The organism is Curtobacterium sp. YR515 (assembly GCF_900113095.1).
In the GTDB taxonomy this organism is placed as follows: Bacteria; Actinomycetota; Actinomycetes; order Actinomycetales; family Microbacteriaceae; genus Curtobacterium.
Window position 1 is genome coordinate 573328 of the sequence record NZ_FOOD01000003.1, and the last position, 26999, is coordinate 600326.

Consider the following 26999-nt stretch of genomic DNA (forward strand, 5'->3'; position numbering starts at 1 on the left):
GCATGACGGCGGCTGACGCTGCACCCGGGGCCGGGGCCGGGGCCGGGGCCGGGGCCGGGGCCGGGGCTGCGGCCGCCCGGACCGCGGTCGGGCGGATCGAACCCGCGCCGTTCGGGGCCGATCCCGCGCGGAGCGTCCGCGCGTCCATCACCCAGGCGTCCGTCGAGCGCGCGTTCGCGATCCTCCTCGCCGTGGCCGCACTCGGCTTCGGCGCGACGACCGTGCCCGCGGTGCTGTCGCAGCTGCCGTACCTCGACCCGGTGTGGGGTCCGGTCGTCGCGTTGGCGCTCGCCGCGTCGTTCCTCTTCGTCGCGGCGTCCGTCTTCGCGAGGCGCCTGGCGCAGATCGCGCAGATCGTGTGCGCCCTGGTGTTCCTCGTGGCACTCGTCACCTGGCCGTTGACCGTGCAGGAGCCGATCCCGTCCGACCAGGCACCGTGGCCCTGGTGGCTCTGCACCGTGGGGTCGACCGCGGCCGCGATGGGCTTCGCCCCGTGGCGGGCGTCCGTCTACACCGCGCTCGTGCCGGCCGTGTACGTGGCCATCCGGTTCACCCCGCTGGGCGGCGACGCGGGTGTCGGGGCGTTGCTCAACGGCTTCTACACGGCGATCCTCAGCGGGGCCGCCCTCATCATCGTGATCGTGCTCCGCCGTGCAGCAGCAGCCGTCGACGCAGCCCAGGCCACGGCCGTCCGGCGGTACTCGCACGCGATCCGCGAGCACGCCACCGAGGTCGAGCGGGTCCAGGTCGACGCGATCGTCCACGACAGCGTGCTCACGACGCTCCTCTCCGCCGCCCGGGCCGACACCCGCGACGCCGAGATGCTCGCCGCGCGGATGGCCCGGAACGCCATCGACCACCTCGAGGCAGCGGCGGCGGACAGCCCAGGGGACGCACCCCCGGTCTCCCTCGTCGACCTGCGGACCCGCATCTCCGACGCCGTCGGTGCGCTCGCGGCGCCGGTGCGGGTCGACCGTGGGCACGTCGGGTCGATCCGGGTGCCCGCGATCGTCGCGGACGCCGTCGCCTCGGCGGCCGTCCAGGCAGCGGTGAACAGCGTGCAGCACGCCGGTCCGGCCGAGGTCGACCGGTGGATCGTCGTCGAGCAGCGCGGCGCCGGCGTCCACGTCGAGGTCGGGGACGACGGTGCCGGCTTCGACATCGCGGGGATCCCCGCCGAACGACTCGGCGTCCGCCGTTCGATCGTGGAGCGGGTGGTCGCCGCCGGGGGCACCGCCGAGATCGTCACCGCGCCGGGGGCGGGCACCCGTGTGCTCCTCGACTGGGCGCCGGCAGCGGGGGAGCACCGGTGAAGGCCTCACTCCCGGCCGGGGTCGCGATCGGGCTCGCGACGCTCTTCTCCGTGTACCACCTCGTCCTCGCGGCGACGACGCTCCCCGGAGCCGCCCAGATCGGGCCGGTCGTCGCGTGCATGGTCCTCTACGCTGCGGCGACCGGTGTGGCGGTGTTCGTGCCCGGTCGGCCGCTGCCGGTCTGGGCGACGTGCTTCGCGCTCGCGACGGCCGTGGTGCTGCCCGTCGTCGCCTCGCCCACGGTCGACCTGACCGCCGGCCCGGGGAACGGCACGTGGTGGATCGCCGCGGTCGGCACGCTGATGGTCGTCCTCGTCGTGCGCGCGCGCGTCGCGTTCGCCTGGGTCGGTGTCGGGTTCCTCACCGTGCACGCCGTCGCGTGGGCCGGACTCGGGGCGCTCGGCTCGCTCGGCGTGCTCGGCAGTGTGGTGTGGGTGGTGATCGCCACCGGCCTCACGGCCGCGATGAGTCGGGCCACCCGTGTCACCCGCGACTTCGTCCGCGCCGAGCAGGAGACCGCCGACTGGCAGGCGGCGCAGGACGCCCACGTCTTCGAGCGGCAGTTCCGGCTCAGCCAGACGACGCGCATGGCGCTGCCGATGCTCCAGCGGATCATCGAGACCGGCGGTGACCTGGACGACGCGGAGCGTGCCGAGTGCCTGCACCTCGAACAGGCCATCCGCGACGAGATCCGGGGCCGGTCGCTGCTCTCGGAGGACGTCCGCGACGAGGTCATGCGCCTCCGTCGTCGTGGCGCCACGGTGCAGCTGCACGACGACGGCGGTCTCGACGACCTCGAGATCGACGACCTGCGCCGCGTGCACGCTCGCATCGCCGAGGCCCTGCGCCAGGCGCGGGAGGCCGACAACGTGATCATCCGGACCGTCCCCGAGGGGTCCGAGTCCGCCGTGACCGTCGTGGGGCTGCGGCTCGACCTCGCGGCGAGCGAGTCGGCGGCGCTCGGGGCGGGGATGGACGACGAGGACGGCGACGAGGACGAGTCCGTCGTCGTGTGGCTCGAGATCCCGCGGCACGAGACCGTCTGAGGCGGACCGACACCGAACGTCGTCGGCGCCCGCGTGGACGACAGCGCCCGGAAACGACGACAGCGCCCGGAAACGGGGAACGGGCCGGTCGGATACCGACCGGCCCGTTCACGACCCGAGTCTGAGCGACAACCCGAATATCGCCCTGACTCGTAGCTGGTAGGTGGCTTCGTACCCTAGTCGGCCACCGACCTGCGATGTTCTTCGTTGAAGGACACCGAACACGAACTACTATGCCCGCAGCCGAACGCTCTGTCAGTCGTCATTATGGGGGACAAAATCGGCCATTTCCGCCGCCCTCGGCCCCTGCTGTCCCCCGTCTGCGGGGAGACCGACCGGGAATCCCGCGGTCGGGGCGCCGAGACCGCCCGGTACCCAGGGGTACATGGTCGCCCGCACCGTGCGGCACGCGCAAGCCCTCGGAGCGGCTCAGCGGAGCGATCGGCTCCAGGCGCCGGCACCGTGCTCGAGCGGCCGACGGAGTCCCCGGGCGGACACGTCCCACCCCGAGCGCGGCGACACGGTGACCTCGGGACGGCCGAGCGACGCTGCCTCGTCCGCCTGACGCTGGAGGACGGCGATGACGGCGGCGAGCTCCTCCGGCGTGGGCTCGCCGGAGACGACACGGACGTCGGCGGCCGCCGCGACCGCCTGGTCGACGGGGACCGCGGGGACCACGGCTGCATGGCGGCCCATCAGCGTGCGCCCGTCACAGCGGGATGTTCCCGTGCTTCTTGGGCGGCAGCGTCGCGCGCTTGCCACGGAGGGCCCGCAGCGCCTTGACGACCGAGACGCGCGTCGCGTGCGGCTGGATGATCCCGTCGAGCTCGCCGCGCTCGGCGGCGAGGTACGGGGACGCGACGTTGTACGTGTACTCGTTCGCGAGCTTCGCGCGGACGGCCGCGACGTCCTCGCCGGACTCCTCGGCGCGCTTGATCTCGGCGCGGTACAGGATGTTGACGGCGCCCTGGCCACCCATCACGGCGATCTCGGCGGTCGGCCACGCGAGGTTGATGTCGGCACCGAGCTGCTTCGAGCCCATGACGATGTACGCGCCGCCGTACGCCTTGCGGGTGATGACGGTGACGAGCGGCACGGTGGCCTCGGCGTAGGCGTACAGGAGCTTGGCGCCGCGGCGGATGACACCGGTCCACTCCTGGTCGGTGCCGGGCAGGTAGCCGGGCACGTCGACGAGGGTGAGGATCGGGATGCCGAACGCGTCGCAGAACCGGACGAAGCGCGCGGCCTTCTCGCCGGCGTCGATGTTCAGCGTGCCGGCCATCGCCTGCGGCTGGTTCGCGATGATGCCGACCGTGCGGCCCTCGACCCGACCGAAGCCGATGAGGATGTTCGGCGCGAAGAGCGGCTGGACCTCGAGGAACTCGCCGTCGTCGACGATGTGCTCGATGATCGTCGTCACGTCGTACGGCTGGTTCGTGGAGTCCGGGATGACGACGTCGAGCTCGCGGTCGGCGTCGGTCGTCTCGAGTTCGGGCGCGACGTCGTAGGCCGGCGCGTCGGACAGGTTGTTGTCCGGCAGGAAGCCGATGAGCGAGCGGGCGTAGTCGAGCGCGTCGGACTCGTCCTCGGCGAGGTAGTGCGCGACGCCGGAGATCGCGTTGTGCGTCTGCGCGCCGCCGAGCTCCTCGAAGCCGACGTCCTCGCCGGTGACGGTCTTGATGACGTCGGGGCCGGTGACGAACATGTGGCTGGTCTTGTCGACCATGATCACGAAGTCGGTGAGGGCGGGGGAGTACACCGCACCGCCCGCTGCCGGGCCCATCACGATCGAGATCTGCGGGATGACGCCGGAGGCCTGGGTGTTGAGGCGGAAGATCTCGCCGTACTTGCCGAGGGCGACGACGCCTTCCTGGATGCGGGCGCCGCCGGAGTCGAGGATGCCGATGATCGGCACGCCGGTCTTCAGCGCGTGCTCCATCACCTTGATGATCTTCTCGCCGGCGACCTCGCCGAGGGAGCCGCCGAAGACGGTGAAGTCCTGCGCGTACACGGCGACGTTGCGGCCGTGGATGGTGCCGAAGCCGGTGACGACCGCGTCGCCGTAGGGCCGCTTCGACTCCATGCCGAAGGCGTGGGTGCGGTGGCGGACGAACTCGTCGAGCTCCACGAAGGAGTTCTCGTCGAGCAGCTGCTCGATGCGTTCGCGCGCCGTGGTCTTGCCCTTGGCGTGCTGCTTCGCGATGGCGGCCTCGCCCGCGGCGGTCACTGCTTCGTGGTACCGCTCGCGGAGGTCGGCGAGCCGGCCGGCCGTCGTCGAGAGATCGGGGGTGTCTCCTGGGGTCACCCGCTCACCCTACCGGCGGCGACGGCGGGGTCGGTTGGAGGACCCCCACGGTTCCTGCCCGTAGATTTGCTGCATGTCCACACCTGCGTCGTCGACGTTCCCGCTGAGCCGAACCGTCGTCGAGGCCGAGGGCGCGGTGCTCACCGAGCCGGTGACGACCGGGTCGACGAACGCCGACCTGCTCGCCCTCGCGACGACGCAGCCGCACGGCAGCGTCGTGGCGACGCTCGACCAGACCGCGGGTCGCGGCCGCCTCGACCGGACCTGGTCGGCGCCCGCCGGCCAGACGCTCGCGGCGAGCGTGCTCGTCCGCGCGGACCTCGACGACCGCGACCGCGGATGGCTGCCGCTCGTCGCCGGCGCCGCGATGCGCGACGCGATCGTCGCCGTGCTGCACGGTCCGGAGCGTGTCGCGGTGAAGTGGCCCAACGACGTCCAGATCGACGGCCGCAAGGTCTGCGGCATCCTCTGCCAGGTCGCCGCCGACGGCAGCGTCGTCGTCGGCGCCGGCGTGAACCTGACCATCCCCGCCGACCGGCTGCCGACGCCGACGGCGACCTCGCTCGCGGTCGCCGGCGCGACGGGCTCGGCACCGGACCTCGCCGACCGTGTGCTGTCCGCGTTCCTCCGCGCGGTCCAGGAGGCCGTGGTCGCCCTGGTCGCCGGCGGTGCGGCCGCGGACGGGGTCCGGTCCCACGTCCGGTCGGCCTGCGGCACGATCGGGCAGCGGGTGCGCCTCGAGCTGCCGGACGGCACCACCTCGGAGGGGGACGCGACCGGCATCGACGACGACGGCCGGATCACGATCCGGGATCGAGCGGGCGTCTCCAGGGGCGTCGCCGTGGGGGACGTCACCCACCTGCGGTATGCATGACGGCATGACCGACGAGCCGCCGCCCGAACGCGTGGTCGCGCGGCTGCGCCCGCACGCTCGCCGGCTCGTGCGCCCCGCGGTGTTCGTGGTGCTCGTCATGCTCGCCGGCGGGTTCGGCTTCGGGGTGTTCCGGGCACAGCTCGCCTGGCTGAACGCCGTCGTCGCCGGTCTCGTGGTGATCCTCGTGTTCCTCGGCGGTGCGATGCCGCTGTTCCGCTGGATGTCGGAGCGCTACGTGGTGACCACCAGGCGCCTCGTCGTGGTGCACGGACTCGGCACGCGCACCCGGCGGGAGCTCCTGCACTCGCGGGGCTACGACGTGACGGTGCGTCGCCGCGGCCTGCAGGGGGTCTTCCGGTCCGGCGACGTCCTCGTGTTCCCCGGTGACGAGCCGGCCCTGGTGCTCGGCGACGTGCCGCACGCGGACCTCGTCGTGGCGGTCCTGCACGACCTCGTCGAGGCGCACGAGGCCCGGCGACGGCACCGCGAACCCGACTGGGACGAGATCGTCGGCGGGGCGGATCGACCGCGATGGGGCGACGTCAGACCCTGACGATGTCTCGACAGCGGGCGGTGCGGACGAGAACTGCGCCGAGGTTCCGGTACCGTCTTCCCGTGCGTATCTCTGTCATCGGCTGCGGTTACCTCGGTGCCGTGCACGCCGCCTCCATGGCCAAGCTCGGGCACGAAGTCGTCGCAGTCGACGTCGACCCGGTCAAGATCGAGCGGCTCGCCGCGGGTGAGGCTCCCTTCTTCGAGCCCGGTCTCCCCGAGATCCTGAGCGAGGCGCTGGCCTCCGGCCGCATCCGCTTCACCACCGACATGGCCGAGGTCGCCGGTGCGCGCGTGCACTTCCTCGCCGTCGGCACGCCGCAGGGGCCGACCGGCGCCGCGGACCTCACCTACGTCGACGCCGCCGTCGCCGCGCTCACGCCGCACCTCGCCGCCGGCGAGTTCGTCGTCGGCAAGTCGACGGTCCCCGTCGGCACGGCCGCGCGCCTCGCCGCCGAGGTGTCCGAGGCGGTCCCCGGTGCGACGCTCGTCTGGAACCCCGAGTTCCTCCGCGAGGGCTTCGCGGTGCAGGACACGATCAGCCCGGACCGCTTCGTCTACGGCGTGCCCGACGGCGACGCCGGACAGGCCGCGGTCGAGGCCCTCGACGAGGTCTACGCCGAGGCCCTCGCGAGCGGCACGCCCCGGCTCGTGGTCAACCTGCCCACGGCCGAGCTCGTGAAGATCAGCGCCAACGCGTTCCTCGCGACGAAGATCTCGTTCATCAACTCGATGGCGGAGATCGCCGAGGTCGCCGGTGCCGACGTCACGGCGCTCGCCGACGCGATCGGCCACGACGCCCGCATCGGCCGCAAGTTCCTCAACGCCGGCCTCGGCTTCGGTGGCGGCTGCCTGCCGAAGGACATCCGGGCGTTCCAGGCGCGGGCGGACGAGCTCGGCGTCGGAGAGTCCCTGGCCTTCCTGGCCGACGTCGACGCCACGAACCTCCGTCGCCGCGCGCACGTCGTCGAGCTCGCGCAGGAGCTCCTCGGCGGGGCCGTCGCGGGCAAGCGCGTGGCTGTGCTCGGCCTGGCCTTCAAGCCGAACTCCGACGACGTCCGTGACTCGCCGGCACTCGACATCGCCGCCCGGCTGCTGGGCCTCGGTGCCTCGGTCGCCGCGTACGACCCGGAAGCCGTCGTCACGGCGCGCCGCGTGCACCCCGAGCTCGACTACACCGAGAGCGCGACCGATGCCCTGCGTGACGCCGACCTCGTGCTCGTCCTCACCGAGTGGACCGAGTTCCGCGAGCTCGACCCGGCCGTGGCCGCCTCGCTCGTGGCGACGCCCGTCGTGATCGACGGGCGCAACTGCCTCGACCGCGACGCCTGGACGGCTGCCGGCTTCACCTACCGCGGCATGGGCCGCTGAACACCGCGCGGGGGAGCAGCATGACGATCGACGACGCCGTGACGACCGAGGACCCGGTCGTCGACGCTCCCGTGGAGCACCGACGCCGCTTCGGGGCCTTCCACGAGGGACGGCGCCCGTCGCGGGTGTCCCTGCTCGCGAACGGTGCACTGCTCCTCGTCGCCTCACTGCTCGTCGCCGTGATCGCGTTCCGCACGCGGCTCGAGATGACGAACATCGACGGCATCTCGTACATGTCGATCGCGAAGCAGTACGCCGAGTGGCACTGGGCGGACGCCGTGAACGGCTACTGGTCGCCGATGGTGTCCTGGCTGATGGCGCCGTTCATCGCCGTCGGCGTCGGGCAGACCACGGCCTTCGCGATCGTGAACACGCTGTCCTGCGTCGCCGTGATGGCGATGGGGGCGTGGCTGCTGCTCCGGACGACCGGCAACGGCTGGACCGCCGCGTGGTCGATCGCCGCGACGGCCCCGCTCCTGATGGCGAACGTCAGCCTGCAGACCCCGGACACCCTCGTGCTCGTGTGGTGCCTCGGGTTCCTCTGGGCCCTGCTCGCTGCCGACCGCGCCTGGCACGGCTCGGTGCGACGGATCGTGCTCACCGCGGTGCTGCTCGGCGCCGTGTGCGCGTTCGGGTACTTCACGAAGGCGTTCCTCGTCCCGGTCTTCCTCGTGGTGGTGCCGGTGTGGGCGGTCGTCCGCTGGTTCCAGGACCGCCCCGAGGCCCGCGAGCGCCGGTCCGTCCTGCTGCCCGTCGTCGCCCTCGTCGCCGTGGTCCTCGTCTCCGCGCCGTGGGTCATCGCCCTGTCGGTGAAGTTCGGCGGCATCGAGGTCGGCTCGTCGCTGACCGTGAACGTCTCCGGCAAGTTCAGCGACACGTCGAGCACCGACGGCGACGAGTACCGCATCGCGACGCCGCCGAACGCCCGCGCGGTGTCGCCGAACGAGGACCGGACGCCGTCGATCTACGACGCCGGGATCCTCGAGGCCGAGCGCACGCTTCCAGCGGTGCCGCAGCCGGGTGCCGAGGCCGCTCCGACCGAGAGCCACACCACGACCCTCGTCGGCAAGGTGCGGTACTACGTCGAGCAGCGGCTCGAGGCGTTGCCGTACTACTTCAACCGCATCGGGTCGTTCGCACCGTTCGCGCTCGCGATCGGCGTCGTCTTCGTCGGCGCGGTCGTGGCGGGCGTCGTGCACTACCGCCGGTTCGTCTTCGCGAGCATCGTCGGCATCTTCTCCGGGGTGTACCTGCTCGGCTACGCGGGGATCGCGACGGTGGACACGCAGGGCGGCAACGCGCGCTACTACCTCCCGCTCTTCATCGGGTCGGTCCTGATCGCCGGGGCACTCCTGCCCGCGTTCTGGCGGGCGGCTCGTCGGGGACGTCGTGTGCGGCAGGTCGTCGCCGTGGCCGCGTGTGCCGTCCTGGTGGTCGCTGCGTACAGCCAGAACGTCAACGGCGTGAAGGCGCCCTTCTCGACGATGGGCACGCGCCCGTCGGGCATCCCCGTCGGGCAGGTGTTCGGCGGGGTCATCACCCCGGACGAACCGCTCTCGGACCTGCTGCTGGCCAACCACACGCTGCCCGCCGGCAGCACGATCCTCGGGACGAACACCCGGGACGCCACGCTCGTCGCGTTCCGCACCGGCACGCAGATGTACGGCGAACCGGGTCAGGAGTACGACTACCAGGACCCGTCGTTCGTCGCACTGCTCAAGAAGTCGGGCGTGCAGTACTTCCTGAACTACACGAACGCCCTCATCCCGAAGGACCGGGACTACTCGGCGATCGGCACGCTCGAGGACAGCTTCACCGTCCAGCAGACGTGCCAGGACATCCGGTCCGCGCCGGTCCAGGCCTGCCGGGTCGACGTCGTCAAGGTGTCGGGGAGCTGACCTCGGTCGGCGTGCTGCGGGTCGGGGTGACCCACACCCGCAGCACGCCGCCGGTCAGCCCGACCGCGACGAGCACCGCGACGACGGCGACCACGGCGAACGGCACCGGACCCCACGACTCGTAGCGGGCGATGCTCGCGGCCGAGAGCGGTCCGGTCGCGGCGTTCCAGAACCACCCGGCGGCGACCGCGAGGCCCCAGAGCCCGATGGCCGGGAGCACCACGGCCAGCACCCGGGGCAGCACGGCCGTCCCGCGCCCGGGCAGGGGCAGCCGCCGCCACGCCACGGCGCTCAGCACGACGAGGCAGAGCAGCGCCGGGAACAGGTAGCGGCCCTGCGTACCCGCGACCTCGGTCGTGTCGAGGTAGGCCTTCGCGCTGCTCGCGGTCTGCAGGAGCAGCAGGAGCGCGGGGAACACCGCGAGTGTCCAGGCGGTGCGCCGGGTCCGGCCACGGCGGAACGCCCAGCCGACGAGCACGACGAGCGCGACGAGCGTCAGGACCGCCGTGAGGAGGTCGCCGATGCTCACCTGCGCGCGCTGCCCCGGGGAGCCCCAGAAGGTCCGCGCGAGGGTGCCCCAGCTGACGTCGAGGAAGTGCCACACCGATGGCCCCTGGTCGTCGGGGAACGGGCGGTCGGGTCGGATCGCGGCGTAGCCGTCCGGCTGCAGGGTGCGGAACAGCCAGAGGTTGCGCAGCCACCACCAGGCGCCGATCACCGCGGCCACGCCGAGGGCGACGGCGGCGCGGAGGACGCGACGGCGGAACGGGACGACACCCGCACCGGCAACGAGGGCCACGACCGCGACGAACGGCACCGCCGGCAGCCCCGTGCCCTTCGTCCAGACGAGCAGCCCGAGCGCGACCCCGAGCCCGACGAGCGTCCGGCGCCGCAGGTCCCCGGTGAGGAGCCGCGTCGCGAGCCACACCACGACGCCGCCGAGCAGGAAGGTCAGGGCGTCGTTCGTCACGGAGGCCCCGATCGACGCCAGCTGCGGCGTCGCGAACAGCGCGAGTGCGCCCATCAGGCCCGCCCGCGGCGACCGGGTGACCCGCCGGACCGAAGCCCACGCGAGGAGCGCGAGCGGCGTCACGAGCAGCGCGTCCACGAGCCGGAGCGCGACGAGGGCGTGGTCCCAGCGGAGCGAGCCGTAGTGCAGCACGCGGAGCACGACGGCGTCCACCACGTAGGCCGTCGGCGGGTGCTGCGTCATCTGGTCGACCGTGGTGGAGTCGCCGGGGTGCGCCGCGAGCAGCTCGCTCACGGTCGACCACGTCGAGGAGTCCCCGGCGACCTGTTCCCGTTGCGCGGCCTGCACGGCGTTCGACACGTGCAACGTCCCCGGTGCCGGCCAACCGGACCCGGTGGCGACGTGCACGGCGGCGTCGAGGTGCGCGGGTTCGTCCGGTGCCTGGAACGCCGGCACGACGATCGCCCAGAGCACCAGCCAGAGCCCGAACACCGCCGTCAGGACGGCGACCCACAGCCCCTCGCTCCGCGAGACGACGGGGTGCGGTTCGGACTGCATCGGGCGGACTCCCGGGGTCGGCGACGCCACCCGTGTCGGTGGCGCGTCGAGCCTACTGGCCCACGACCTCGGAACCGGCGGTGGAACCAGTCGTCTCGGCGGCGGGTACGGCCCGGTCGTGTCCGCGCTCGGGGTGGTACACCCACACCTTGTAGAGCCAGAAGCGGAACACCGTGCCGAGCACGAGTCCGATCACGTTGCCCGAGATGTTGTCCGCCAACGCCGAGGTCAGCCCGAGCACGTAGTGCGAGATGCCCAGGCAGCCGAGCGAGATGACCATGCCGCCGAGCGACACGACGACGAACTCGATGCCCTCACGCGTGGCCACCGCCCGCCGCTGCTCGCGGAAGGTCCAGTAGCGGTTGCCCATCCAGTTGACGAAGATGGCCACGATCGTCGAGACGACCTTCGCCCAGAACGGCCCGGAGTGGACCTCGTCCGGGCTGAGCACCGTCGCCCGCAGCACGTTGAAGATGCCGGTGTCGACGACGAACCCCACCGCGCCGACGACGCCGAAGCGTGCCAGTTGGGCCACCAGTCGCCGCACGGTCTCTCCCGGGTCCGTAGAGTTGTCGCTGGTCGTGCTCACGAGGGCCGACCCGCAGGTCGCACAGGACGGCGACCCGAACAGCGATTCTAGACAGCGCGTTCTCGCCGGACGGTGTGAACGACGGAAGGAACACACAGCATGGCGTTGCGCGTCGGGGTCATCGGTGGGGGACAGCTGGCACGGATGATGGTGCCGGCCGCGGTCGAGCTCGGTCTCGACATCCGGGTGCTGGCCGAGGGCCCGGGCATGTCGGCGGCCATCGCGGCCACCGCCGAGGGGGACTACCACGACGCCGCGACCGTGCTCGCCTTCGCGCGGGACGTCGACGTCGTCACCTTCGACCACGAGCACGTGCCGCAGGACGTCCTCCGTGCCCTCGTCGACGCCGGCGTCGCCGTGCACCCCGGCCCGGAGCCGCTCGCCGTCGCGCAGGACAAGATCACCATGCGCACGCGCCTGTCCGAGCTCGGGCTGCCGGTGCCGGACTGGGCCGCCGTGCACGACCCCGACGAGCTGCAGGCGTTCCTCGACGACCACGGTGGACGTGCCGTCGTGAAGACCGCCCGTGGCGGGTACGACGGCAAGGGCGTCCGGGTGGTCACCGACCCGGCCGACGTCGCCGACTGGTTCATCGCCGTCGCCGAGGCAGGCGGCCAGCAGGCGCTCCTCGTCGAGGAACTCGTGCCGTTCACCCGAGAGCTCGCCCAGTCCGTCGCCCGACGCCCCTCCGGCGAGGTCGTCGCCTGGCCGCTCGTCGAGACCGTGCAGCGCGACGGCGTCTGCGCCGAGGTCTTCGCCCCCGCCCCCGACAGCGCCGGACGCATCGCCGACATGGCCGAGGACATCGCCGTGCGGATCGCGACGGAGCTCGGTGTCACGGGTGTGCTCGCGGTGGAGCTGTTCCAGACCGACGACGAGCGCATCCTCATCAACGAGCTCGCCATGCGCCCGCACAACACCGGTCACTGGACGATCGACGGCGCCACGACGAGCCAGTTCGAGCAGCACCTGCGTGCCGTGCTCGACCTGCCGCTCGGTGCCACCGGGTCGTTCGCCCCGGCCGCGGTCATGATCAACGTGCTCGGCGGTCCGGCGGACGGCGACCTCGCGGCGCGGTACCCGGGCGCGCTCGAGGCGTTCCCCGAGGCCAAGTACCACTTCTACGGCAAGGCTCCCCGGCCGGGTCGCAAGATCGGGCACGTGACCGTCATCGGCGACGACCTCGACGACGTCACGTACCGCGCCCGGTCCGCAGCGGCCCACTTCGACGACTGAGGCCGCGGTCCGCGCGGACGGTGCGCTCGGACGGTCCGCAGAAGGGCGGACACCCGCTCGGGTGGCACCCGATCTGGCGTGTGTACCCCCGCGCGTCGGCGTGCTCCCATGGACGGGACAGGGTCCACCGTCCACAGGGAGTACGTCATGCGCCGCGCCAGTGTGCTCGCCACCACGGGAGCGGTGAGCGCCTTCGTGGCGCTCGCCGCGGGAGCGCTCACGCCGACCACCGCCGTCGCGGCGACGAGCGCCGCCACGATCCGTGCGGCCGCTGCGTCGTCCCTCTACGCCTCCGGTCCCTACCGTTCCGACACGAGCGAGGCGGCGAAGCAGGCGACCGCCCTCGCGACGAGCGACCCGAGCGGCGCGGCCGCAGCGAAGACCATCGCGCAGTACCCGGTCGCGATCTGGCTCGGGGACTGGACGCAGGGGGCGACCCTGACGCGGACGATCGACGCCGCGATCGCGGGTGCCGAGCGCACCGGCACGACCGCGGTCTTCGTGACCTACGCCATCCCGCAGCGTGACTGCGGCGGGTACTCCGCCGGCGGCTTCGACGAGGCGACGTACGACGCGTGGGTCGACCAGATCGTCGCCCGGGTCGCCGGGCACCGGGCGGCCGTGATCGTCGAGCCGGACTCCCTCGCGATGCTCAGCAACAGCGCGTGCAGCGAGACCCTCGACGCCCAGCGGTACCGCATCCTCGCCCGCGAGGTCGCTGCCTTCACGGCGGCGGGCGTGCCGGCCTACCTCGACGCGGGGAACTCGAACTGGGTCCCGCCGGCGGTGATGGCGTCCCGGCTGAACAGCGCCGGGGTCCAGCGCGCGCGGGGCTTCTTCACGAACGTCGCGAACTACTACCCGACCGCGCAGGAGCAGGCCTACGCCGAGAAGGTCTCCGCGGCCACGGGCGGGTCCCACTACGTGATCGACACCTCCCGGAACGGCCAGGGCTGGCGCGGCACCTGGTGCAACGGTCCCGGCTCCGGGCTCGGCACCTCACCGCGGGTGGTGTCGGACGGTTCGGCCCTCGACGCGCTGCTCTGGGTGAAGACCCCCGGTGCGAGCGACGGCACGTGCAACGGCGGGCCGGCGGCGGGGAAGTGGTGGTCCGCGTTCGCGAAGTCCCTCGTGGCGAACGCGCGGCTCGGGACGCCGGTCGCCACGGCTGCTCCGGCTCGGACCGCTCCGTCCGTCGCGCCGACCGCGCACCGGGACTCGGTCGCGCCGGCCGCGAAGCGGCGCGTGACGGTGTCGGGGTGGACGTTCGACCGCGACGACCTCACGAAGCCGGTCACCGTGCGCGTCACGGTCGGCGGGAAGGTGGTGGGGACCGCCACGGCGGACGCCTCGCGGCCGGACGTCGACCGGGTGCACCGGGCCGGGCGGAACCACGGGTTCCGGGCGACCGTGGCGGTGTCGAGCGGGAAGCGGAGCGTGTGCCTGACGGCGGTCGGGATCGGCCGGGGTGGGGACACCTCGATGGGGTGCACGACCGTCACGGTCCGCTGACGCCACCGGATCGCGGGAGGATGGGCGCATGCCGCGTGATCTCGTCCGCCGTGCCGCCCGTCGACTCCGTCGCTCCCTGACCGGGGCGCGGTCAGCCCCGGCAACGGAACCCGTGCGCCTGCCGGTCCTCGGCTACGTCGTGGCCGGGGGCGGTGGGGCGCACCCCGCCTCGGCGCACGTGCGGGTCGTCCGGCGCACCGAGCACCTCGCGCGCACCGGTGCGGCCGAGGTCCGGCAGGTCGACCCCGCCGCGTTCGTCGACGGGACCGACACGACCGACTACCGGGCCGTCCTCGTGCAGCGGGACGCCCTGCCGCGTGACCTGGTGGCACCCTTCCTGGCCGCTGCCGCCGAGCGGGGGACCCGGACCGCCGCCGAGGTCGACGACGACTTCTTCACGGACTCCGGCCGCGACCGTCTGGCCCGGGCCGAGTACGACCCGGACCGGCTGGCCTCGATCGACGCCCTCGTGCGCGGCGCCGACCTCGTGGTCGTCAGCACCGAGGAGCTCGCAGCGCTCGTGCGGCCGCTCGCGCACCGGGTCGTGGTGGTCCGGAACGCCCTGGACCCGACGATCTGGACCCCGGGCGAGCCGGCCGCCGACGACGTTCGCCCCGCCGACGAGCACCGGGTGCTCTACATGGGGACGCTCACGCACGGCGCCGACCTCGAGCTGCTCCGGGACGTCTTCACCGACCTGACCGCACCCGACGGCAGGCCGATCCGCCTCGAGGTGATCGGCGTGACCGAGGACGCCGACGATCCCGGCTGGTACCGCCGCGTCGAGGTGCCGGACGGCCACTACCCGGCGTTCGCCCGCTGGCTCGTCGACCACCGGCAGCGCTGGCGCGCAGGCGTCGCTCCGCTGCGGGACGAGGAGTTCAACCGGGCGAAGAGCGACCTCAAGGCGCTCGAGTACACCGCGCTCGGGCTCCCCGCGGTCGTCTCCGACCGGCCGTCCTACCGGGATGCGCGCGGGCACGGCGTCGTGTCCGTGCCGGACGACGTCGGTGCCTGGCGCGACGCGGTCCGGAGCGCCGTCGCCTCCGGGTCCGCCGACGCCGTGGCCGCCCGCTGGGTCCGCGACGAACGGACGATCGGCGACGACGGGGACGCCTGGCGGTCCGCCCTGCTCGACTAGGCTCGTCGCGTGACCGACACCGCAGCCCCCGTCCAGCCGCTCGTCTCGATCATCATGGGGTCGGACTCCGACTGGCCGACGATGCGCGCCGCGGCGGACATGCTGACCGAGCTCGGCATCCCGTTCGAGGCCGACGTCGTGTCCGCCCACCGCACCCCCGACAAGATGACGCGGTTCGCCCGCGGCGCCGCTGCCCGGGGCATCCGCGTGGTCATCGCCGGCGCCGGTGGGGCGGCGCACCTGCCGGGCATGGTGGCCTCGATGACGACGCTGCCGGTGATCGGCGTGCCCGTGCAGCTCGCGCGCCTCGACGGACTCGACTCGCTGCTGTCGATCGTGCAGATGCCCGCCGGCATCCCGGTGGCGACGATGGCGATCAACGGAGCGGCGAACGCCGGGCTCCTCGCCGCGCGCATCATCGGCTCGGCCGACCCCGCGATCGCGGCGCGCCTCGGCGAGTACGCCGAGGGGCTCGAGCAGCTCGTCGAGGAGAAGGCGCAGCGCCTGCGCGACTCGCTCTAGTCGGCGGCACCCCGGCCGCAGGGACCGACCGCTAGAGGTCGGCGTGCAGCTGCCAGGTCTCGGCGGCCGAGTCCTTCCAGTCGTACATGCGCGCCCGGTCCGGACCCGCGACGGCCAGCTGCCCGGCGAGCAGCGGGTCGTTGACGACCTGGTAGACCGCCTGCGCCAGTCGTTCGGGGTAGGAGTCGCGGGGATCGCGGGCGACCGTCACACCGGCGTCCGAGGCGACCTCGCGCACGGCGTCGTCGTCCGAGTGCACGACCGGCGTGCCGAAGCTCATCGCCTCGATCACGGGGAGCCCGAACCCCTCGGCGAGGCTCGGGAACACGAACACCGTCGCCCGGTCGTACGCCACGGCGAGGTCCTGGTCGTCGATCCGTCCGAGCACCTTCACGCGGTCGCGGGACAGTCCAGCGCGCTCCGCGGTGCCGTACACGTCGACGTCGCCCCAGCCGTCCGGGCCGGCGATCACGAGGGGGACGTCGGCGGGGGCGTCCGGGTGTGCCATCGCCTCGATCAGGTACTGCAGGCCCTTCCGGGGCTCGAGCGTGCCGACCGCGAGCACGTAGCGCTCCGGCAGGCCGAGCCGCTCGGCACGGAGGTCGGCGTCGACGGGGGTCCGCAGTCGCCCGCTCGGCGCGCCGCCGATGACCCGGAGCCGTTCGTCGAAGCGATGGATGCCGTTCAGCGTCGCCGCGACCGCGTGGGTCGGCACGACGACGGCGTCGGCGTGCTTCCACGCGCGCTTCACCATCGCCCGGTGGAAGTGGACGCCGCGGGGCGTGAGGGTCTCGGGGTGGGTCCACGGCACGGTGTCGTGCACGGTGACCACCGTCTGCCGACCCGGATCGCTGAACCGGTCGTGCTTGACGAGGGGCGCGAGCACGCTCGGCGAGTGCACCATGCCGCGTCCGACGCCGCCGACGAAGCCGCCCTGCCACGCGAGTGAGAGCTCACGGCGAGGGAGCGCCAGGCGGTCGAGGTCGCCGAGGCCGGGGAGCAGCGTGCGGATGTGCGCGAGCTCGTCCTTGCCGACCGCCGAGACGATCCCGGCGACGTCGGCACCCTCCGGGGCACCCGCGATGAGGTGCCGTGTCAGTTCTTCGGCGTACCGACCGATGCCGCCGGGGACGGGGGCGACGATCTGGTCCACGACGACGTGGAGTGTTGTCATGCGGTGCGCCTCCTCGTGGTGCTGTGGTGCGCACTGCGCGGCCGGAAGCCGACCATATCAGTCCGCGCGGGGAGGGACCGGGGCGCCGGAGCGGGGTGTGGCGGCGGCGGTCACGCGGCGGTGCCGGGCGGCGAGGGCGGCCCCGACACCGGCGAGCACGACGTCGCCGATCGTCATGAACACCCGGCTGATGACGGCGAGCGCGAGCGGGGCGGAACCCCCGGCGACGCTGCCGAGCAGGAGCACGAGGATGCCCTCGCGGGGGCCGATGCCGGCGGGGGCGATGACCACGATGAAGCCGACGAGCCAGGCGACGGCGTACGCACCCACGGCCACCGGGAACAGGGTCGGGGAGTCGGCGCCGAAGACCCGGAGCACGACCGTGGCCTGCACGCCGTACGCGATCCACATGACGAGCGACCAGACGAGCGACATGACCGTGCCGGACCAGGTCAGGGTGGTGTCCTGCGGCGGGCGGCGGAGCACCCGGAAGGCGATCGCGATGAGCCGACCGAGCACGGGCGGGGTGAGGCACACAAGGCCGACGACGATCACCGGGATGAGCCACCAGAAGGTCGCGAACCCGGTCGACGAGGCGAGCAGGACGGCGACGATCCCGACGACCGCGGCCGTGACCATGCTGACGAGCATCGAGGCCAGCGCCGCGACCGCGCTGCCGGTACGCTGCAGGCCGTGCGCACGCCCGAGCTCGGCCTGGGCGGCGATCGACCACACACCGCCGGGGATGTACTTGCCGAGCTGCCCGACGAAGAAGATCGAGGACGCCGCGGCCAGGCGCACCCGGTACCCGCTGGCGGCCATCATCGCGCGCCAGGACAGCATGTTCGCGACGAGGGCGACGATGGTGAAGACGATGCCGACGACCACCGTGAGGGCGTCGAGCCGCACGAAGTCACGGGCGATGTCGTCCCACTGCTTCGCGATGCTCCACACCAGGAACACGACGGCCACGACCGCTGCAGCCCACTTCACGACGGTCAGCACGCGAGCGCGCCGACCGGTCGTCGGCACCGCGCCCGTGGCGACGTCGGAGGAGGTGTCGAGCGGGTCCGGTGACCCTGCGGCCGACCCCGTAGGCTGTTGTGCGTCCATCGACCGACAACTCTAAGGGAGCGCGCTGGATGCGACCCGATCCGGATCCCCGTCCGACCCTCCTCGTCGCCGCGTCGACCTTCCCGGCCGAGGCCGGCGACGGCACGCCCGGCTTCGTCCTCGACCTCGCGACCGCCCTCTCGGACGAGTACCGCGTCGTCGTCGTCGCCCCGATGACGAAGGGCGCCCGCGCGCACCAGCGGATCGGTGACGTCGAGGTCCGTCGGTACGGGTACTTCCCGGCCCGGTGGCGCGACCTGGCGGACGGCGCGATCGTCGACAACCTCAAGGCGAAGAAGTCCCGCTGGCTCCAGGTCCCGTTCTTCTTCGGCTCGATGGCCGCCGCCCTCCGCCGGGAACGCCGGCGCTCGCAGCCCGACGTCGCCCTGCTGCACTGGATCATCCCGCAGGGTGCCGTCGGCCAGCTCGTGCTCGGCGACCTGCCCCGCGTGGTGACCACGCTGGGCGGCGACCTGTACGCCCTGCGCAACCCGGTCCTCCAGCGGGTCAAGCGCTCCGTGATCCGCAGCGCCGCGTCGGTCACCTGCATGAGCACGGACATGGCGCGCGAACTCGGCAAGCTCGGCGCCCGCGACGACCAGGTGCACGTCGTGCCGATGGGCGTCGACCTCGAGCCGATCACCCGCGCAGTCGCGCGCGAGACCCGGGTCCCCGGCCGGGTGCTCTTCGTCGGCCGGCTCGTCGAGAAGAAGGGCGCGATCGTCCTGCTCGATGCCCTCGACCGGATGGCCGAGCAGCCGGCCGAGGTCGCCGTCGTCGGCGACGGTCCGCTCCGCGCGCAGCTCGAGGCCCGGGCCGGGTCCGCCGTCACGTTCCTCGGCGCCCGTGGCAAGGAGGACCTCGCGTCCGAGTACGCCAAGGCCCGCATCGCGCTCTACCCGTCCGTCCCCGCCGCGAACGGCGACCGCGACGGGCTGCCCGTCGCCCTGCTCGAGGCGATGTCCGCCGGGTGCGCGATCGTCGCGTCGGCCGTCCCCGGCATCGTCGACGTCATCGAGGACGGCGTGAACGGCCTGCTCGTCGAGCCCGGCGACGCCGCGGCGCTCGCGGCTGCCGTGGACCGCCTGCTCGCCGATCCCGAGCTCGCCGAGCGGCTCGGCCGTGCCGCGGCCGAGACCGCGGCCGCGCACACCGTGGACGCCGTCGGCGACCGGTACCGCGAACTGCTGGCGGCCGCGCGCCGCTGACGCACGTCCCTGCGATCCAGGAGGGGGGCCCCACCAGCCGGTACCGGCGCACCGCGCCAGCGGGGTGACGGCCGTGTCTGGAGGGACGGTGCGGGCCCGCACCGCGCCTCCTGGACCGCATCAGGTCACCGTGAGAACGACGCGAGCTTCTGCTTGAGCTGCTGGTCGATGTACGGCTCCAGCGACTTCGCCCAGGTACCCGTGATGTGGCTCGTGTCGCGGTAGACGAGCACACCGCCGATCACGGCCGGGCAGGTGGTGTCCGTGCAGTAGTACTTCGTCAGGTCGAGCACGCTGCCCGTGCCTCCGGCGGCGGTGAACGCCGCCATCGCCTCAGCCGACGAGTCGGTCTGGGCGAGGGCCACGGACCGCGGGTTGTCGCAGGAGGAGTCGGTCGGGCCGGTCATCCGGCTCACGCACGCGACGACGTCGCGTCGGGGGACCGGGTTGTCGCGGACCGCGATCACGGGGAGGTCGTCGCCCGCAGCCTGCTGCCAGGCGTCGAGGAGACCGGCGCGGGTGGCGTCGTCGCGCTGCTGGCCCTCGGGGGCGTCCACCGGCATCTGGGTCGTCGAGTGCGCGACGATCAGGGCGTCGGCGTCCCGGTGCTGCTCGACGAACGCGATCGCCTGCTGCTTCCAGCGGTCGCAACCGCGACCCGAGGCCGGGCTCAGGGACTGCTGGTGCGCGGTCGTCAGGTAGCAGCCGCCGATGCCGGCGAGGTCGATCCGCCAGCCGTTCTTCGCGGCCAGGTCGCGGTAGACGCCGAGCAGGGTGTTGCTGTGCGAGTCGCCGATGACGAGCAGGTGCTTCGAGTAGCCGGTGGTCTTGCCGAGCACGCAGGTCTCGAAGCGGCCGCTCCAGCACTTCTTGATGTTCGGGTCCGGCTCGTCGGGTGACGGGTTCGGGTCGTCCTCCTTGGCGGCGGACGGCGCCGGGACACGGACGTCGGCGAGCTTCGGGTCCACGCACGGCTTCGCTGCGCTGATCTGCGCCGCAGCCCCGAAGCACGAGACCTCGCCGTCCTGCAGGCGCTTCGTGAAGGTCGCGGCCTGGACCTCCTGGACGTGCACGGCGGTCAGCGTCGAGACGCCGAGTGCCGCGACGACCACGGTGCAGACGACGCCGAGGACGGCGACGCGACGCGGGCGCAGGGTGCGCACCCAGCCGGAGAACCGGAGCGGCTCCTCGAACCACACCGTCGTGACCGCCGCGAGGACGAGCGACACCACCAGGACCGCGAGCTTGCTCTTCCAGCCGAGCGGGTGGTCGAGCCAGATCGGCACGATGACGACGAGCGGCCAGTGCCACAGGTACAGCGAGTACGAGATGCGCCCGACGAACGCGATGGGGCGGACCGCGCCGAGGAGCTCGAACAGGGTGCCGGCACCGAACGTCACCATGAGGGTCGCGCCGACGACCGGGAGCGCGGCGGCGATGCCGGGGAACGGCGTCGTCGGGGTGATCACGACGAGCGAGGCGAGGAGCGCGAGCGCCCCGACGATCGCGGCACCCGAGCGGACGGACCGGGCCACGACCGTGCGCGGTGCGGGGAGCGCGACGGTCGCCGCGAGCCCGCCGAGCGCGAACTCCCACGCGCGGGTGGCCGTCGAGAAGTAGGCGACGCCGGGGTTCGTGTTCGTCTGCACGATGCACCAGACGAGCGAGACCACGACGACCGTGCCGAGCAGGATCCGAGCCGTGGTGACGGGGGAGACCCGCTTCCGCACGACGAGCGTGAGCAGGAGCAGCAGGAGGGGCAGCGCGATGTAGAACTGCTCCTCGACGGAGAGCGACCAGAAGTGCTGGAACGGCGAGGCCTGGTTGTCGGCGTCGAGGTAGTCGACCGAACTGGCCGCCAGCTCCCAGTTCTGCGCGTAGACCGTCGAGGCGATCAGCTCGCGGCCGTACTGCGACCAGAGGGCGCTCGGGACGACGAGGAGCACCGCGGCGCCCGTCGCGAGGATCGTCAGGAACGCGCCGGGCAGCAGCCGCTTCGCCCGCCGAGACCAGAACTGCCCGAGTCGGATCCGCCCGGTGGAGAGCTGCTCGCGCAGCAGGTGGCCGGTGATGAGGTAGCCCGAGATGACGAAGAAGACGTCGACGCCGACGAACCCGCCGTGCAGCCGGTTCGGCCAGAGGTGGTAGACGACGACGGCGAGGACTGCGAACGCCCGGAGCCCCTGGATGTCCCAGCGGGTGGTGTCCCGGGCGCGGTGTGCGGGTCCGCGGGGGTCCTCGGTTGCAGTGCTCACTGACGGAATCCTACGAGTTGTCGTGCGATCCTCGGAAACGGACGCGGCTTCGGGGACGTTCAGATCCGGGCGGCACGCAGGGCGTCGACGGTGTTGCGGACGCCCTGGCCGAAGTCGGTGAAGTCGCGGGCGTCCACGGTCGGCAGCACCCGGGAGGCGAACCGGAGGTCGAGGCCCTGGTAGGTCGCCGAGGGGTCGGCACCGTGGCGGACGTCGAGGGGTTCCCCGAAGGCGTCCTCGACCGCGGCGACGACCTCGGTGATGGTGGCGCTGCGGCCGGAGGCGAAGATCTTGGTGACGGCGGTGCCAGCGGCGGTCGACCGTTCGGTCGTGTCCAGCGCGTCCAACACCATCGCCGCCGCGTCGTCGATGTAGAGGTAGTCCCGCGTCGTCTCCGTCGGGACGTAGATCGACGACGGACGACCCTCGAGGTGCGCGAGCGCCAGCTGCGACACGAGCCCCTGCGCCTTGCCGAGGTTCGCCCCGGGCCCGTACAGGTTCGAGAACCGTCCGACGAGCAGCCGCGCACCGGTCGACTCGGCCCAGGTGCGGAACCGCGCTTCCGACGCGAGCTTCGACCGGCCGTACGGCGCGAGCGGAGCCGGCTCGGAGTCCTCGTCGAACGGGGCCGGCGAGGAACCCGCGTAGACGGCACCCGCCGAGGACGCGAAGAAGAGCGTGCCCGGAGCGGCTTCGTCGCCCGCGAGGGTCTCCAGCACCCGCCCGATGAGCTGCTGCTCGGCCTCGAACACCTCCGCACCGGTCGCGACGACCCCCGTCCCGGCGCACCAGACGACGCGCCAGGGGGAGTCCGGCGTGCGGACGCCCCGGATCGCCGTCACGAGCGCCTCGACCGCGGCGTCCTGGTCGCCCCAGGGCACCGAGGCCGCGCGGACGTCGGTCCCCGGCGCCGCCTCGGCCGCCGCACGACGGACCGCGCGCCCGAGGAAGCCTCCGGAGCCGACGACGAGCGTCGCCGGGGTCGACGAGGCCGTCACGCTGCGAAGATCCCGGCGGCCGTCGCCGCGTGCAACGCCTCGCGCCAGTCGCGCATCGGCGCCAGGCCCGCGCGAGACCAGCCGTCGTGCCCGAGCACGCTGTACGCCGGACGCGGTGCGGGACGCACGAAGGCGGCGCTGTCGGTCGGGAGGACGCGGTCCGGGTCGAGCCCGTTCTCGGCGAAGATCGCCTTGGTGAAGTCGTACCAGGACCCCTGGCCCGAGTTCGTGCCGTGGTAGATGCCAGCCGGGGCGTCCGCGTCGACGAGCTCGACGATGCGCGCCGCGAGGTCACCCGTCCACGTCGGCTGCCCGACCTGGTCGGTCACGACGGACACCGTGTCGTGCGTCTGCGCGAGCCGGAGCATCGTCGCCGCGAAGTTCGGCCCGTGCGCGCCGTAGATCCACGCGGTCCGCACGATGTACGACGAGTCCGGCGCGATCCGGCGGACGTGTGCCTCGCCCTCGGCCTTCGTCCGGCCGTAGGCGTTCAGCGGGTCCGTCGGGGCGTCCTCGGCGTAGGGCGCGGTGCCGTTGCCGTCGAAGACGTAGTCCGTCGAGATCGTCACGAGCTTCGCGCCGTGCCGGACGGCCGCCTCGGCGAGGAGCCTCGGGCCCGTCGCGTTGACCGCTGCGGCGTCGGACTCGTGCGTCTCGGCGTCGTCGACCTTGGTGTACGCGGCCGAGTTGATCACGACGTCGTGGCCGGCGACGGCGGCGTCGACCGCGTCGGGGTCCGTGATGTCGAGGTCGGCGCGACCGAGCGCGGTGACGTCACGACCCTGCAGCGCGAGCTGCAGGTCGCGACCGAGCATGCCGGCGGCGCCGGTGATCAGGGTGCGGGTCATCGTGGCGTCCGGGCTCAGGCGAGCGCCGCGCGCTCCTTGAGGGGCTCCCACCACGCGCGGTTGTCGCGGTACCACTGGACGACGTCGGCGAGACCCTGCTCGAACGGCACCTGCGGCTCGTAGCCGAGCTCCGCCTGGATCTTCGAGATGTCGACCGAGTAGCGGAGGTCGTGGCCGAGGCGGTCGGCGACGCGGTCGACGTACGACCAGTCCTTGCCGGTCGCGTCGAGCAGCAGCTGGGTGAGCTCCTTGTTGGTGAGCTCGGTGCCGCCGCCGATGTTGTAGATCTCGCCCGCGCGGCCCTTGGTGAGCACCAGCGCGATGCCACGGGTGTGGTCGTCGACGTGCAGCCAGTCGCGGATGTTGTTGCCCTCGCCGTAGAGCGGGACGTGCTTGTCGTCGATGAGGTTCGTGACGAACAGCGGGATGACCTTCTCGGGGAAGTGGTACGGCCCGTAGTTGTTCGAGCAGCGCGTGATCGAGAGGTTCAGCCCGTGCGTGCGGTGGTAGCTGCGGGCGAGCAGGTCGCTGCCGGCCTTCGACGCCGAGTACGGCGAGTTCGGCTCGAGCGGACGCTCCTCGTCCCACGAGCCCTCGCTGATGGAGCCGTAGACCTCGTCGGTGGAGACGTGCACGAAGCGCTCGGTGCCGTGCCGGAGCGCGGCGTCGAGCAGCCGCTGGGTGCCGACGACGTTCGTCTCGACGAAGATGCCGGAGTCGCGGACCGAGCGGTCGACGTGGGACTCGGCGGCGAAGTGCACGATGGCGTCGATGCCGGGGATGACCTCGTCGAGCTTCGCCGCGTCGCGGATGTCGCCCTGCACGAAGGTGTAGCGCGGCGAGTCCGCGACGGGGGCGAGGTTCTCGAGGTTGCCCGAGTAGGTCAGGGCGTCGTAGACGACGACCTCGGCGCCCTCGAGTCCGGGGTACGCGTCCTGCAGGGTGCGACGGACGAAGTTCGAGCCGATGAAGCCGGCTCCGCCGGTGACGAGGATCTTCACGAGGTCAGGTTCCTTTTCGGAGTCGGTGACGTTGGATCGATGGACGAGTGTAGCGGGGCGTCCCGGAGCAGCAGGTTCCGGCGGGCCTCGACGAGCGCCCAGACCACCGCGACGGCGGCGAGGAGCAGCACCACGACGAAGCCGTACCGGCCGGCGGGCGTCAGGTTCACGAGTCGACCGAGACCGGCGACCGTGACCTGCAGGTGGGTGTTCTCGTAGAAGCCGCGGTAGGCGACCGTCAGGCCGTAGAGCCCGATCACGGGGAAGCCCCAGAGCGCGAAGGAAGCGACACGGCCGCGTTCCGGTGCGCTCGTCACGAGGTTCCGCCACGCGATCGCGCTGACGGCGATGAGCGGGACGAGCCCGATGAACAGGTAGCGGCCCTGTGCGCCGGCGATGAGCTGCGTGTCGTCGTAGGAGGAGAAGTTGTTCTGCAGCTGGATCACGAGCGTCAGCGCCGGCAGGACGAGCAGCACGATCGCCGTGCTGCGCTGCGCCGTGCGACGGAACGCCCACCCGACGATCACGGCGAGGGCGATGACGGTCAGGGAGTCCGTGAGGATCTGCGTCATCGGGTAGCGGAGCGCACCGAACTGCCCCCAGAACGACGAGGTGAGGCGGTCCCACTCGACGTTCATGAACTCGCCGAAGTTGGCGCTCGTCTCGCGGCCCCACGGCTTGTCCTGGCGGACGGCGCTCACGCCGTCGGGCTGGAGCGTGCCGAAGAGGACCAGGTTGCGGATCCACCACCACGAGCCGGCCGCGGCGACGATCGCGCCGGCGACGGCGGTCCGGCCGATGCGGGCGCCCCACGACAGGGTCCCGTGGCCGGCGACGAGCAGGGCGATCGCGACGAACGGCACCGTCGGCAGCCCGGTGCCCTTCACCGAGCAGACCGCGGCGACGGCCACCCCGAGCCACACGGCGATGCGCCACCGATGGTCGCCGGTAAGGGCTCGGGCGGCCAGCCACGAGATCACGGCACCGAGCACGATGACGGGCGCGTCGTTCGTGACGGACGAGCCGATCTGCGCCAGCTGCGGCACGGCGAACAGGGCGAGGACGCCCACGATCGCGGTGCGCGGGGAGCGGGTGACCCGCCGGACGGTCGCCCACGTCAGGAACGGCAGCGGGAGCAGCACCACGACGTCCATCAGGCGCAGGGCCATGACGCCGATGTCCCAGCGCAGGTGGAAGAACCCGATCGCCTTGAGCACGACCGCACCGACGCCGTAGTACGTCGGAGGGTGCTGCGACATCTGGTTGACGAAGTCGTGGTTGCCCGGGTTCTCCGCCGTGAGCTGTGCGACGGTCTCGCGGTCCGCCGCGGCGACGTTCGTGGACTGCCCCTGCTCGACGTACGTCGTCTTGAGCAGGTCCATGTCGCCCGGCGCCGGCCACCCCTTGCCGAGCGCGAGCTGTTCGGCGGCGTCGAAGTGCGCTGCCTCGTCCGGGGCCGCGAACATCGGCGTCAGGAAGGCCCACAGCGTGAGCAGCAGCGCGAACGCAGCCGTCAGTGCGATGACGGCGCGTCGTTCCCCCTGGGTCACCGGCAGTGCGGCGGTGACCTCAGTCGCCATAGCGCTGGAGTTTCTGCAGGTCGAGCTGTTCCTCGGCCAGCGTGCGGTTGAGCCGCGTGAGGTCGGCGACGACGCCGATCACGATGCTGAGCACCGCGGTGATGAGCAGGACCACCCCGAGGATGATCGACTGCAGGTGGTTGCCGCCGGTGTGCATCGCGAGGAGCACCAGGTACCGGACGAGCGGCCACGCCCCGAGCGCGCCGAGGATCGCCGCGACCCAGAGGAAGAGCGCCATCGGGCGGTACATGAGGTACACGCGGGCGATCGCCGACCCGGACTGGAACATGTGCTGCCAGATGTTCTTGAACAGGCGGGACTCGCGCGTCTTCGGGTTCGTCGTGATCGGGATCGACGCGATCGCCAGGCGCTTGTACCCGGCCTGCACGATCGTCTCCATGCAGTAGCTGAAGCGCGTCACGATGTTGAGGCGGATGAGCGAGTACTTCGAGTACGCGCGGAACCCGCTCGCGGCGTCCGGCAGGTCGAGGCCCGCCGCGCGCGAGGCGACCCACGAGCCGAAGCGCTGCATGAGCTTCTTGAACCCGGAGAAGTGCTCGATCGTCCGGGTCTGGCGGTCGCCGATCACGATCTCGGCTTCCTTGCGGAGGATCGGCTGGACCAGCTCGGCGATGTGCGCCTGCGGGTACTGGTTGTCACCGTCGGTGTTCACGACGATGTCGGCACCGTGGAGCAGCGCGTAGTCGACGCCGTCCCGGAACGACCGGGCGAGGCCCATGTTCGTGGTGTGGTGCACGAAGTGCCGGACACCGTGCTCCTTGGCGACCTCGACCGTGCGGTCGGTGCTGCCGTCGTTGATGACCAGGATCTCGATCTCGTCGATGCCGTCGATCTGCTTCGGGATCGAGTCGATGACGCTGGCGAGGGTGTTCTCCTCGTTGAGGCAGGGGATCTGGACGAATAGCTTCACGGGC

The 26999-nt window shown here is 72.4% G+C and carries 23 protein-coding genes; 11 read left to right on the top strand and 12 right to left on the bottom strand.

Going from position 1 to position 26999, the window contains the following annotated elements; all coding sequences use genetic code 11:
• The first annotated feature begins 2 nt into the window (after positions 1-2).
• Both BM028_RS18530 and BM028_RS10890 read left to right on the top strand, forming a co-directional pair.
• Positions 3-1313: a sensor histidine kinase gene (locus BM028_RS18530; RefSeq protein ID WP_092386473.1), complete on the top strand. Its 1311-nt coding sequence runs from the start codon at positions 3-5 to the stop codon at positions 1311-1313.
• Positions 1310-2359: a hypothetical protein gene (locus BM028_RS10890; RefSeq protein ID WP_070418455.1), complete on the top strand. Its 1050-nt coding sequence runs from the start codon at positions 1310-1312 to the stop codon at positions 2357-2359. Before BM028_RS18530 ends, BM028_RS10890 begins: the two co-directional genes overlap by 4 nt.
• Positions 2360-2788: 429 nt before the next feature.
• On the opposite strand, the gene BM028_RS10895 is transcribed toward BM028_RS10890, so the two are convergent.
• Entirely contained in the window at positions 2789-3055 is a 267-nt protein-coding gene (locus BM028_RS10895; RefSeq protein WP_083403379.1) for an acyl-CoA carboxylase subunit epsilon, read from the bottom strand.
• A 13-nt stretch (positions 3056-3068) separates the two neighbouring features.
• The gene (locus BM028_RS10900; RefSeq protein WP_070418456.1) at positions 3069-4664 is read right to left on the bottom strand and encodes an acyl-CoA carboxylase subunit beta; all 1596 of its coding nucleotides are present in this window, start codon (positions 4662-4664) and stop codon (positions 3069-3071) included.
• A 73-nt stretch (positions 4665-4737) separates the two neighbouring features.
• On the opposite strand from BM028_RS10900, the gene BM028_RS10905 reads away from it, so the two are divergent.
• The 4 genes from BM028_RS10905 to BM028_RS10920 all read left to right on the top strand — a co-directional run bounded on the left by BM028_RS10905 (position 4738) and on the right by BM028_RS10920 (position 9359).
• Positions 4738-5538 carry a biotin--[acetyl-CoA-carboxylase] ligase gene (locus BM028_RS10905; RefSeq protein ID WP_092386475.1) on the top strand — a complete coding sequence of 267 codons (801 nt, stop codon included), beginning with the start codon at positions 4738-4740 and terminating at the stop codon, positions 5536-5538.
• A gap of 4 nt (positions 5539-5542) precedes the next feature.
• Positions 5543-6091, top strand: coding sequence for a PH domain-containing protein (locus BM028_RS10910; RefSeq protein WP_092386477.1), 549 nt, complete (start codon positions 5543-5545; stop codon positions 6089-6091).
• Positions 6092-6153: 62 nt separating this feature from the next.
• Positions 6154-7461, top strand: coding sequence for a UDP-glucose dehydrogenase family protein (locus BM028_RS10915; RefSeq protein ID WP_070418458.1), 1308 nt, complete (start codon positions 6154-6156; stop codon positions 7459-7461).
• Between the two features lie 20 nt (positions 7462-7481).
• Positions 7482-9359: a glycosyltransferase family protein gene (locus BM028_RS10920; RefSeq protein WP_092386479.1), complete on the top strand. Its 1878-nt coding sequence runs from the start codon at positions 7482-7484 to the stop codon at positions 9357-9359.
• Here BM028_RS10920 and BM028_RS10925 read toward each other — a convergent pair.
• Together BM028_RS10925 and BM028_RS10930 are read right to left on the bottom strand one after the other, a co-directional pair.
• On the bottom strand, positions 9340-10887 hold the full coding sequence (locus BM028_RS10925; protein WP_092386481.1) for a DUF2142 domain-containing protein: 1548 nt from the start codon (positions 10885-10887) through the stop codon (positions 9340-9342). The genes BM028_RS10920 and BM028_RS10925 overlap by 20 nt on opposite strands.
• A gap of 52 nt (positions 10888-10939) precedes the next feature.
• Complete coding sequence (locus BM028_RS10930) at positions 10940-11422, bottom strand: GtrA family protein (protein WP_254789528.1); 483 nt, start codon at positions 11420-11422, stop codon at positions 10940-10942.
• Positions 11423-11575: 153 nt separating this feature from the next.
• Here BM028_RS10930 and BM028_RS10935 point away from each other — a divergent pair, with 153 nt between their 5' ends.
• The 4 genes from BM028_RS10935 to purE all read left to right on the top strand — a co-directional run bounded on the left by BM028_RS10935 (position 11576) and on the right by purE (position 15887).
• Entirely contained in the window at positions 11576-12712 is a 1137-nt protein-coding gene (locus tag BM028_RS10935) for a 5-(carboxyamino)imidazole ribonucleotide synthase (RefSeq protein ID WP_092386483.1), read from the top strand.
• Positions 12713-12859: 147 nt separating this feature from the next.
• The gene (locus BM028_RS10940) at positions 12860-14224 is read left to right on the top strand and encodes a glycoside hydrolase family 6 protein (protein ID WP_175496050.1); all 1365 of its coding nucleotides are present in this window, start codon (positions 12860-12862) and stop codon (positions 14222-14224) included.
• Between the two features lie 28 nt (positions 14225-14252).
• Positions 14253-15365, top strand: coding sequence for a glycosyltransferase family protein (locus tag BM028_RS10945; RefSeq protein WP_139219805.1), 1113 nt, complete (start codon positions 14253-14255; stop codon positions 15363-15365).
• 9 nt (positions 15366-15374) lie between these two features.
• Positions 15375-15887: a 5-(carboxyamino)imidazole ribonucleotide mutase gene (gene purE / locus BM028_RS10950; RefSeq protein WP_071295772.1), complete on the top strand. Its 513-nt coding sequence runs from the start codon at positions 15375-15377 to the stop codon at positions 15885-15887.
• A 31-nt stretch (positions 15888-15918) separates the two neighbouring features.
• On the opposite strand, the gene BM028_RS10955 is transcribed toward purE, so the two are convergent.
• Both BM028_RS10955 and BM028_RS10960 read right to left on the bottom strand, forming a co-directional pair.
• Positions 15919-17061: a glycosyltransferase family 4 protein gene (locus BM028_RS10955; RefSeq protein ID WP_071303777.1), complete on the bottom strand. Its 1143-nt coding sequence runs from the start codon at positions 17059-17061 to the stop codon at positions 15919-15921.
• 57 nt (positions 17062-17118) lie between these two features.
• Entirely contained in the window at positions 17119-18174 is a 1056-nt protein-coding gene (locus BM028_RS10960) for a lysylphosphatidylglycerol synthase transmembrane domain-containing protein (RefSeq protein ID WP_083295289.1), read from the bottom strand.
• A gap of 29 nt (positions 18175-18203) precedes the next feature.
• Here BM028_RS10960 and BM028_RS10965 point away from each other — a divergent pair, with 29 nt between their 5' ends.
• Positions 18204-19382 (top strand): glycosyltransferase family 4 protein, encoded by a 1179-nt coding sequence (locus BM028_RS10965; RefSeq protein WP_070418468.1) that lies wholly within the window; start codon positions 18204-18206, stop codon positions 19380-19382.
• Positions 19383-19507: 125 nt separating this feature from the next.
• On the opposite strand, the gene BM028_RS10970 is transcribed toward BM028_RS10965, so the two are convergent.
• From BM028_RS10970 to BM028_RS10995, 6 genes are read right to left on the bottom strand one after another with little or no spacing between them, the layout of a single operon-like run.
• Entirely contained in the window at positions 19508-21637 is a 2130-nt protein-coding gene (locus tag BM028_RS10970; RefSeq protein ID WP_175496051.1) for an acyltransferase family protein, read from the bottom strand.
• Between the two features lie 59 nt (positions 21638-21696).
• Positions 21697-22635, bottom strand: coding sequence for an NAD-dependent epimerase/dehydratase family protein (locus BM028_RS10975; RefSeq protein WP_175496052.1), 939 nt, complete (start codon positions 22633-22635; stop codon positions 21697-21699).
• The gene (rfbD, locus tag BM028_RS10980; RefSeq protein WP_092386491.1) at positions 22632-23483 is read right to left on the bottom strand and encodes a dTDP-4-dehydrorhamnose reductase; all 852 of its coding nucleotides are present in this window, start codon (positions 23481-23483) and stop codon (positions 22632-22634) included. Before rfbD ends, BM028_RS10975 begins: the two co-directional genes overlap by 4 nt.
• A 14-nt stretch (positions 23484-23497) precedes the next feature.
• Positions 23498-24484, bottom strand: a complete 987-nt coding sequence (gene rfbB, locus BM028_RS10985) for a dTDP-glucose 4,6-dehydratase (protein ID WP_070418472.1) — start codon at positions 24482-24484, stop codon at positions 23498-23500.
• Positions 24481-26064: a DUF2142 domain-containing protein gene (locus BM028_RS10990; protein ID WP_092386493.1), complete on the bottom strand. Its 1584-nt coding sequence runs from the start codon at positions 26062-26064 to the stop codon at positions 24481-24483. The genes rfbB and BM028_RS10990 overlap by 4 nt, the downstream gene beginning before the upstream one ends.
• Positions 26054-26995, bottom strand: coding sequence for a glycosyltransferase family 2 protein (locus BM028_RS10995; protein WP_070418474.1), 942 nt, complete (start codon positions 26993-26995; stop codon positions 26054-26056). Before BM028_RS10995 ends, BM028_RS10990 begins: the two co-directional genes overlap by 11 nt.
• Positions 26996-26999 lie beyond the last annotated feature (4 nt).

Coding starts and splice junctions, on each gene's coding strand:
- BM028_RS10920 (WP_092386479.1), top strand. CDS start 7,482: ATGACGATCGACGACGCCGTGACGACCGAGGACCCGGTCGTCGACGCT.
- BM028_RS10940 (WP_175496050.1), top strand. CDS start 12,860: ATGCGCCGCGCCAGTGTGCTCGCCACCACGGGAGCGGTGAGCGCCTTC.
- BM028_RS10990 (WP_092386493.1), bottom strand. CDS start 26,064: ATGGCGACTGAGGTCACCGCCGCACTGCCGGTGACCCAGGGGGAACGA.
- BM028_RS10935 (WP_092386483.1), top strand. CDS start 11,576: ATGGCGTTGCGCGTCGGGGTCATCGGTGGGGGACAGCTGGCACGGATG.
- rfbD (WP_092386491.1), bottom strand. CDS start 23,483: ATGACCCGCACCCTGATCACCGGCGCCGCCGGCATGCTCGGTCGCGAC.
- BM028_RS10960 (WP_083295289.1), bottom strand. CDS start 18,174: ATGGACGCACAACAGCCTACGGGGTCGGCCGCAGGGTCACCGGACCCG.
- BM028_RS10965 (WP_070418468.1), top strand. CDS start 18,204: ATGCGACCCGATCCGGATCCCCGTCCGACCCTCCTCGTCGCCGCGTCG.
- BM028_RS10910 (WP_092386477.1), top strand. CDS start 5,543: ATGACCGACGAGCCGCCGCCCGAACGCGTGGTCGCGCGGCTGCGCCCG.
- BM028_RS10945 (WP_139219805.1), top strand. CDS start 14,253: ATGCCGCGTGATCTCGTCCGCCGTGCCGCCCGTCGACTCCGTCGCTCC.
- BM028_RS18530 (WP_092386473.1), top strand. CDS start 3: ATGACGGCGGCTGACGCTGCACCCGGGGCCGGGGCCGGGGCCGGGGCC.
- BM028_RS10905 (WP_092386475.1), top strand. CDS start 4,738: ATGTCCACACCTGCGTCGTCGACGTTCCCGCTGAGCCGAACCGTCGTC.
- BM028_RS10925 (WP_092386481.1), bottom strand. CDS start 10,887: ATGCAGTCCGAACCGCACCCCGTCGTCTCGCGGAGCGAGGGGCTGTGG.
- BM028_RS10955 (WP_071303777.1), bottom strand. CDS start 17,061: ATGACAACACTCCACGTCGTCGTGGACCAGATCGTCGCCCCCGTCCCC.
- BM028_RS10895 (WP_083403379.1), bottom strand. CDS start 3,055: ATGGGCCGCCATGCAGCCGTGGTCCCCGCGGTCCCCGTCGACCAGGCG.